The following is a 7999-nucleotide window of genomic DNA, read 5'->3' on the forward strand; positions in this document are numbered from 1 at the left end:
AAACAAAGCTCATTCCCTACCTTTACAAGTTTTTTAACAGTGTTTGCTTTGAAAACGAAAGCATCAATATAAGAGGTAAAAGAAACAATAGATGGCACTTGAACTTTGGCTAGCGGTAGCGCCTATTTTATTACTACTTTCTTTTGGGCCTGGTCCCAATAACTTTACAGCAATGTATAACGGTATTCGTGTTGGTGCGGGTTCTGCTGTAGTAGCGGTTGTAGGCAGAAATATTGCCTTTGGTCTGTTGATGCTGGTTTCAGCATTAGGACTAGGCGCGGTCATTGTTTCTTCGGCATTTTGGTTTAATGTCGTGAAATGGCTGGGTGTGATCTATTTGTTTTATATTGGTGTTAAAGCTTGGGTAAATGCTTCCAATAGCTTGTCAGACATGGAAGAAGGGGGCGTAGTTGTACCTAGCTCTCACATGAGCCGTATGCGCCAAGAGTTTATGATTGCGATCAGTAACCCAAAAGCCATCTTGATTTTCACTGCCATTTTCCCTCAAATGCTGGATCTTTCGGAGCCTGTTACTCAGCAGTTTTTGGTGATGGGCGTAACGTTTATGGCGACAGAGTTTATTGCAGCGTTTTTCTATGCGTTAGGTGGACGTCAGTTGCGTCGATTGATTCGTAGCCCTAAAGGCATGACCAATCTAAATAGAGGAATGGGTGGGATATTTGTTCTGGCCAGTGCCTTTTTAGCAACGGCTTCTAGAGTGTAGAGGCGAAGTTAAAGCAGTTAAAACGAAAAGAGGGAGCCAATGGCTCCCTCTTTGCTATCAAGGCAGATTCATTAAGAGTGTTCTGCAAGAAACTCTTCAGACAAGTACAGCTCTTGATTGCTGTTTACTTTTACGTCACGACTTAGAATGTTCTTCGCGATTTGCTTAGCTTCTTCTAAAGAATGCATAGTGTAAGTGCCACACTGGTATTCGTTTAGCTCAGGGATATCTTCCTTAGCAGCAACGTTCAGCACATCTTCCATAGCATCTTTCCAGCTTTGAGCAACGGTTTCTTCACTTGGCGTGCCGATAATGCTCATGTAAAAGCCAGTTCGGCAACCCATTGGCGAGATGTCAATAATTTCAACGCTGTCACCGTTTAAGTGGTCACGCATAAAGCCTGCAAACAGATGCTCTAGAGTATGAATGCCTTTCTCAGAAAGGATTTCTTCATTCGGGATGCAAAAGCGCAAATCAAATACCGTGATGGTGTCACCCTTTGGGGTTTCCATAGTTTTTGCAACGCGCACGGCAGGCGCATACATACGAGTGTGATCTACGCGAAAGCTGTCTAATAGTGGCATTTGAATTCTCTCCTATGCTCTCGCCAAGCAGCGGGCGAGGTGATTGTTTATGTCCGCTATTGTACATGAATTTTGTCTTCCATCATGGGGGGATTGCGAGTTTTTACATGTTCCCATGCCAGTGCAAGAGCGAAGACAAAACCAGCAAACCACATATTTTGACCTACAAATAATGCCATGATCAGGCAACTGATCGTCGCCAAGGCAGAGAGCCATCGGCGCTTTTGACCAAGTGATTTCAACGCAGTTGCACAGGTTAGTAAGTAGATAAGTAAAAATGCGCCGTTGGTCATTTCTATGAGCCATTCCATTTGAGCGCTGAAGAACTCAATGTACAGCAAGGATAGTAAACACATCACTCCAACAAAGGTAACGGCTCGTATTGGTGTACCTTGCTTTGATAGGGAAGCAAAGTAGCTTGGCAGTGCTTGTTGACTGGCCATAGATTGAACCATCCTTGCAAAACCCAAGATGTAAGCCCCAACATTAGAAAACGCAATAACATAGGCGCCTAAGGCAAACCATCTGCGAGCCTCTTCACCGAGTAAGGCTCCGACTAACAGAGCAAGGGATTGGCTGTTGGTCAGTTCATCACCGTAGACTTGATAGTGAGCAATCATTAATACAGTGGCTAAGTAGAGCAGTACAACTAATGCAATTCCGCCCAGTAGCGCAATTGGAAAGTCTCGGCTCGGGTTTTTAAACTCTGAACCCATGTGGGCCATGACCTCGATACCGAGGAAGCACCAAAAGATCGTCCCAGTTGCGAGCAAGGTGCTTTCCCATTCTCCCCAATTCGTAGGTTGCTGGACTGTCAGGTGACTGATGGATACATCGCTTAGGATAAAAAGTCCTAACACTGTACCAATGAGACAGATGACCACTCCCGTTTGAAAGTTAGCCGAGTTTTTCATGCCAGCTATGGAGAACAGCAGCATTCCTACCAAAGTAATACTACTTAATAGGAAAAGGCTGCTTTCGGAAACATCTAGTACGATTGCAAGGTATGCGGCAGCCACTTTAATCGCAACAGCTGGGCCAACTATCAAGATGCTTAAGAATAGCCAACCAACGGCTCTTTCTGCTTTTTGCCCAAGTACCTTGCCAATATAGTGAGAAGCACCGCCAGCGGAAGGGAAACGGCTCCCTAATAAGGAAAAAACAAATGCCACGGGGACAATGACTAACGCCGTTACAAGCCAAGCATAAAATGCAAAGCTTCCTGCTTGTGCAACAGACATAGCAGGTAAAATCATCAACCCGGTACCGACGAATGTGGTCACGGTCATTGCGATGCCTTGTATTGGGCCTAGAGTACGTTGGTATTGCATGCTTCATTCCTAATGAAAGTGCTTTGAATTTATCTTGTACAGGATAAAATGAGTGCGGTAAGAATGCTTGAGTCACTTTGCGCCCATTTGCTGACAATGTGTCGGTTTTGCCAGCAAAGTGACGGTGATAACAATAAGGTTGTTAGATGACTCTAGATCGCTATGACGAAAAGGTGCTTGCATTACTGGTGCAAGATGCTCGTTTGTCTGTATCCGATATTAGCCGCCAGGTGAATCTTTCTCGCTCTGCTGTCTCTGAACGTATAAAGCGATTAGAGGAAGGGGGGATGATTACAGGCTATCATGCCCATGTGTCAAAAATGGACCAAGATCTTATTTCCGCTTATTTAGCGTTAACCTTTAGGCCCTTATCTTGCGAACAAGTGCAGCCATATATCGACAAAATTCCAGAAGTAAAGCTGGCGCATTCTATTAGCGGTGATATTGATCTGATGATTCTAGTGCAAGTACCGTCTATGAAGCGTTTGCATGAAATACGATTGGAAATGGACAGTTGGCCAAATATCGATAAGGTCATGACGCATATGTGTTTGGCTACACGACTGGATCGTTTGTAGTACACTGGTTGCGCTTAGCTTAATTGGCTTGTGTCTACTTGTTTTAGTATTTATGTAAACACAATCATCTATATGTCAGGGAGAGTGCTGTTCTGAAAGGCTTAGACTTCATCACACGTTGGCGTAATCGAGATATCGCAGCGGACGATTTACTGTTGTTATCTTTGCTGGCTATTGGATGTGGAGTCTTAAGTAGCTTAACAATGACCGGTATGATCGAGCTCCTGTATTGGTTGTCATCTGCTGTATTGCCATCCCATAGTGAAAACTATGAAGACTTATCGCCCAATTTTCGTTTTATCCTACCGGTTGCCGCATGTCTTGTTTTGACGGTGTTTTGGTATTTAGTGCCAGAGAGAGGTTTAAAGGTTGGGATTCCTTACGTCGTAGAACGATTGAATTATCATCAAGGAAATTTGCGCTGGTTAAATGCTTTTGTGCAATTCTTCGGCGCATTTATTGGTCTCTTTGGTGGTCTCTCAATTGGCAAGGAGGGGCCAGCTGTCCACATTGGTGCGACTTTTGGTAGTCGTCTTGCTCAGCGCTTTCGACTGTCTTACATTGGTGTGGATACGTTGGTTGCTTGTGGTGTGGCAGGTGCTATTGCAGCCGCTTTTCAGACTCCTCTAGCAGGTGTCTTGTTTGCTTACGAAGTAATCTTTCACGAATACCGGTTGCGCCTTGTATTGCCTGTTTTATTGTCAGCCATCGTGGCAACGGCTATTAGTCAATGGATATTGGGACGTATTGAAATCTTTGAATTGCAGGCAGTTTTCATGCCTCTGTACGATTTAGAGATGCTCGCGGCTTATGCTGTGCTGTCTATTGGTGTCATTCTAGCCGCTGGGCTCTTCTATCAAGTTCAGCGTATTTTATGGAGTGTTGCCTACATTCCAGTATGGGCACGTTTTCTTGCAGTAGGTGTGTTAACTGGGGTGGTTGGTCTGTTCTATCCTCAAGTGCTAGGCAGTGGTTATGACACGCTAGACCTTCTTCTCACGGGTGAAGTGCTTGCGGTCTCTTTATTTGGTCTGATCTTGGCTAAAGTATTATTAACATCTATGTCGATTGGCTTAGGTATTCCTGGCGGTATGATTGGGCCAACGTTTGTTATTGGCGGGTTGTTGGGAGCCCAGATTGCCTTTTGGTTTGATACACCAATTCCAATATCAGAGGAACTGGGGCTATTTGTGTTACTCGGAATGGCGGCTATGATGGGCACAGTGTTCCAAGCACCTCTGACGGCCATTGTTGCCATGGTTGAAATGACTCATACCTCTGTTGCCATTCCTCCCGCTATCTTTGTCATTGTCTTATCTTGTATCACCGTCCGTTTGGTGTTTAAGCAGGATTCTATTTTCGTTGAGAGGATGCATTCACTGGGTATGGTTTCTGAATGGAGTCCTGTGCAACGTCTACTTAGACAACATGATGTGCGTAGTGTCGCGACCAAAGTCGATATCTTTCCTGAATTGCTGCATTTTGAACGAGTCCGAGACTTAGCGTCAGGTATGATAGACTATGTTGCCATCGAAAAAGGTGGGCGTTACTTTGTTGTGTCAGTGACTTCGTTAGTAGAAGCTGTACAGACGTTGGATTTTGGCCCTCAGCCTTGGTTAATTGAAGATCAAAATCGTATTGCTATGTCTGTACTGCAGGCTGTTAACAGCACACAACTTCACGCATTGGACTCATCACTCTCTTTGGCTGAGTTGTTAAGTTGGCTGCATCAGAATGAGCAGCATCAAGTGTTGGTTAATTTCTCGCAGCAAGAAGAGCTTTGGTTGGTAACATCACAACAACTCGATCAAATGTTATTAAAGGGGTAAGCATGCTTTGGGTTAAAGCATTTCACATTATTGCAGTGGTTTGTTGGTTTGCAGCACTGTTTTATTTGCCACGTTTGTTTGTTTACCATGCTGATGCAAAAGATCATGAAAGCATAGAGCGTTTTAAAATTATGGAGCGTAAGCTCTATCGTGGCATCATGACACCATCTGCGATCGCGACCGTTGTATTAGGCTTTTGGGTGGTTTCTTACAATACTGAGTACTATTTTAGTTCCGGTTGGTTTCATGCAAAAATGCTGCTCGTTGCTTTGCTGCTAGGCTATCACCATGCCTGCGGTAGTATGCTTAAAAAGTTTGCAAATGATCAAAATACACGTAGTCACAAGTTTTACCGTTGGTTTAACGAATTTCCCGTTCTAATTCTCATCGGCGTTTGTATTCTCGTCGTAGTTAGACCATTTTAATTTACCGAATTTATGGATCACATTATGAGTCGTTCAGAAGAATTATATTCTCGTGCCCAAAAACACATTCCTGGTGGCGTTAACTCACCAGTTCGAGCATTTAATGGTGTGGGGGGATCGCCTGTTTTCTTTCAAAAAGGAGAGGGGGCTTATGTATACGATGAAGATGGCAAGCGCTACATCGATTATGTTGGTTCATGGGGGCCAATGATTTTGGGGCACTCGCACCCAGATGTTATGAGTGCTGTGCGTAAACAATTGGATTATGGCTTGAGTTTTGGTGCCCCTACGGAAGTAGAAATCACTATGGCTGATAAAGTATGCGAGCTTGTGCCATCGATGGACATGGTACGCATGGTGAACTCTGGCACCGAAGCAACGATGAGTGCGATTCGTCTAGCTCGAGGTTATACCGGCCGAGATAAGATCGTTAAGTTTGAAGGCTGTTACCACGGTCACTCAGATTCTTTGTTGGTAAAAGCAGGCTCAGGTGCTTTGACTCTTGGCGTACCGAACTCTCCTGGCGTACCAGCGGATCTTGCTCAGCATACAATCACGTTGCAGTTTAACGATATTGAAGAAGTAAAAGCCTGCTTTGCAGACATTGGTGATCAGATTGCTTGTATCATCGTTGAGCCTGTTGCCGGCAATATGAACTGTATTCCTCCCGTTGCAGGCTTCTTAGAAACGTTGCGAGAAGTTTGTGATCAATCTGGCGCAGTGCTTATTTTTGATGAGGTGATGACAGGTTTTCGCGTTGCCTTGGGTGGTGCACAAGAGAAGTTCAACATTAAGCCTGACCTAACGACATTGGGTAAAGTCATTGGTGCTGGTATGCCAGTAGGTGCCTTTGGTGGTAAGCGTGAGATTATGGAATACATTGCGCCGCTTGGCCCTGTTTATCAAGCCGGTACGTTGTCAGGTAATCCTGTAGCGATGGTGGCAGGCCTTGCTGTTTTGAATAAGATCAGTGAGCCAGAGTTTCATAAGTCGTTGGAAGCAAAAACCGTAGCGCTGATGGAAGGTATTCAAGCTGCTGCAGATGAGTTAAACGTGCCGCTTGTTACGGTTTGTGCAGGGGGCGGTATGTTTGGTCTATTCTTCACTGAGCAAGAGCGTGTAACTACATTTGCAGATGTGCAAAAGTGTGACACGGAGAAATTTAAGGTATTCTTCCATCACCTTCTAGAAGAGGGGGTGTACCTTGCTCCGTCTGCATTTGAGGCTGGTTTTACATCACAGGCTCATAGCGATGAAGACATTGCCTACACTGTTGCTGCGGCAAAGCGCGCGCTAGCGAAATTAGTTTAATCATTGGAGAACCTTAATGAAGGTGGATGATATGCCTGTCGAAGAAACTGAAAAAGACCTTCCTAAGGATGGAGTGGACGAAGGCAGTGCAACCGCAACAGAAAAACGACCGCGTAGAGGCGTTTACTTGTTGCCAAATTTGTTTACCACCGCGGCTTTATTTTCTGGCTTCTATGCCATTATTGCAGCCATGAATGGTAATTTTATTCAAGCATCGGTAGCGATCTTTATTTCTATGGTGCTTGATGGTTTGGATGGTCGAATTGCTCGTTTAACTCGTACTCAAAGTGCTTTTGGTGCCGAATATGATTCGCTAGCCGATATGGTTTCGTTTGGTATTGCTCCTGCATTAATTGCGTTTACTTGGGCGCTTGCGCCTTTGGGTAAGGTGGGGTGGATTGCGGCTTTTATTTATGCAGTCGGAGCGGCGCTTCGCTTAGCTCGCTTCAATACCATGATTGGTAGTCAAGACAAGCGTTACTTTACCGGCTTGCCGAGCCCTTCGGCTGCAGCGATAGTTGCAGGGGTTATTTGGGCTTGTGAAAGTGCAGGGGTGACAGGAGACCAAGTGGCAAGCATTATGGCATTACTAGTCCCTGTAACGGGTCTATTAATGGTGAGTAATGTTAAATACCGTAGCTTCAAGGATTTGAACATTAAAGGACGTGTTCCTTTTGTTGTTCTACTAATTGCTGTGCTTGTATTAGTTCTAATTGCACTTGAGCCAGCGCTTGTTCTCGCAGGCGTATTCTGTGCCTATGGTTTATGGGGATTGCTAGGGATTTTTATCAAGCAACTTCGATAACAAAACTGTTTGAGATTCAAAGCCTGCTACTTATTTAAGTAGTGGGCTTTTTGCTTTCAGGGCCTTGGTTTTATTGGGTGGCGGTTTGTATTGCAAAGGGTTTGGTTGTTTATTGATCGACTGGTGTGTGTTTCTGGTTGATAAATAAACAGATTCGAGCTTTTTTCGTCATAAAGGGAACTTTTTTAAAATTAATTCAAAAAGAGCTTGCGCTGAAAATTCTGATGCGTATTATACGCACCCACTGACACGGCAGGCCAGCACGGACTGCACAGCGAACTGGAAACAGTAAGCGATTAACCTTAAGGGTTAAGAGGATGTGTCAACGCTCTTTAAAATAGATAATCAGATAATTTGTGTGGGCGCTCGCTGGAGACTTCTCAAAACTTTAGAAGTCTTAAATGAGTGACCA

The 7999-nt window shown here is 44.5% G+C and carries 8 protein-coding genes; 6 read left to right on the top strand and 2 right to left on the bottom strand.

The features are described from left to right. The first annotated feature begins 91 nt into the window (after positions 1 to 91). A complete protein-coding gene (locus tag C8D85_RS11620) occupies positions 92 to 724 on the top strand; it encodes a LysE family translocator (RefSeq protein WP_133562826.1) in 633 nt (210 codons plus the stop codon). Positions 725 to 795: 71 nt separating this feature from the next. Here C8D85_RS11620 and luxS read toward each other — a convergent pair whose 3' ends face one another. Together luxS and yjeH are read right to left on the bottom strand one after the other, a co-directional pair. Then, positions 796 to 1308, bottom strand: a complete 513-nt coding sequence (luxS, locus tag C8D85_RS11625; protein ID WP_133562828.1) for an S-ribosylhomocysteine lyase — start codon at positions 1306 to 1308, stop codon at positions 796 to 798. 56 nt (positions 1309 to 1364) lie between these two features. After that, positions 1365 to 2639 carry an L-methionine/branched-chain amino acid transporter gene (gene yjeH, locus C8D85_RS11630; RefSeq protein WP_133562830.1) on the bottom strand — a complete coding sequence of 425 codons (1275 nt, stop codon included), beginning with the start codon at positions 2637 to 2639 and terminating at the stop codon, positions 1365 to 1367. Positions 2640 to 2785: 146 nt separating this feature from the next. Here yjeH and C8D85_RS11635 point away from each other — a divergent pair, with 146 nt between their 5' ends. The 5 genes from C8D85_RS11635 (at position 2786) to pssA (ending at position 7587) form a co-directional block, all read left to right on the top strand. Next, entirely contained in the window at positions 2786 to 3217 is a 432-nt protein-coding gene (locus C8D85_RS11635; RefSeq protein ID WP_133562833.1) for an Lrp/AsnC family transcriptional regulator, read from the top strand. A 203-nt stretch (positions 3218 to 3420) separates the two neighbouring features. After that, positions 3421 to 5046 carry a chloride channel protein gene (locus tag C8D85_RS11640; RefSeq protein ID WP_133562835.1) on the top strand — a complete coding sequence of 542 codons (1626 nt, stop codon included), beginning with the start codon at positions 3421 to 3423 and terminating at the stop codon, positions 5044 to 5046. A 2-nt stretch (positions 5047 to 5048) separates the two neighbouring features. Then, the gene (gene hemJ, locus C8D85_RS11645; protein WP_133562837.1) at positions 5049 to 5471 is read left to right on the top strand and encodes a protoporphyrinogen oxidase HemJ; all 423 of its coding nucleotides are present in this window, start codon (positions 5049 to 5051) and stop codon (positions 5469 to 5471) included. A 24-nt stretch (positions 5472 to 5495) separates the two neighbouring features. After that, positions 5496 to 6782 (top strand): glutamate-1-semialdehyde 2,1-aminomutase, encoded by a 1287-nt coding sequence (gene hemL / locus C8D85_RS11650; protein WP_133562839.1) that lies wholly within the window; start codon positions 5496 to 5498, stop codon positions 6780 to 6782. Positions 6783 to 6813: 31 nt separating this feature from the next. Further along, a complete protein-coding gene (pssA, locus tag C8D85_RS11655) occupies positions 6814 to 7587 on the top strand; it encodes a CDP-diacylglycerol--serine O-phosphatidyltransferase (RefSeq protein WP_244937005.1) in 774 nt (257 codons plus the stop codon). Positions 7588 to 7999 lie beyond the last annotated feature (412 nt).

This window comes from Marinomonas communis, from assembly GCF_004363305.1.
Lineage (GTDB): Bacteria > Pseudomonadota > Gammaproteobacteria > Pseudomonadales > Marinomonadaceae > Marinomonas > Marinomonas communis.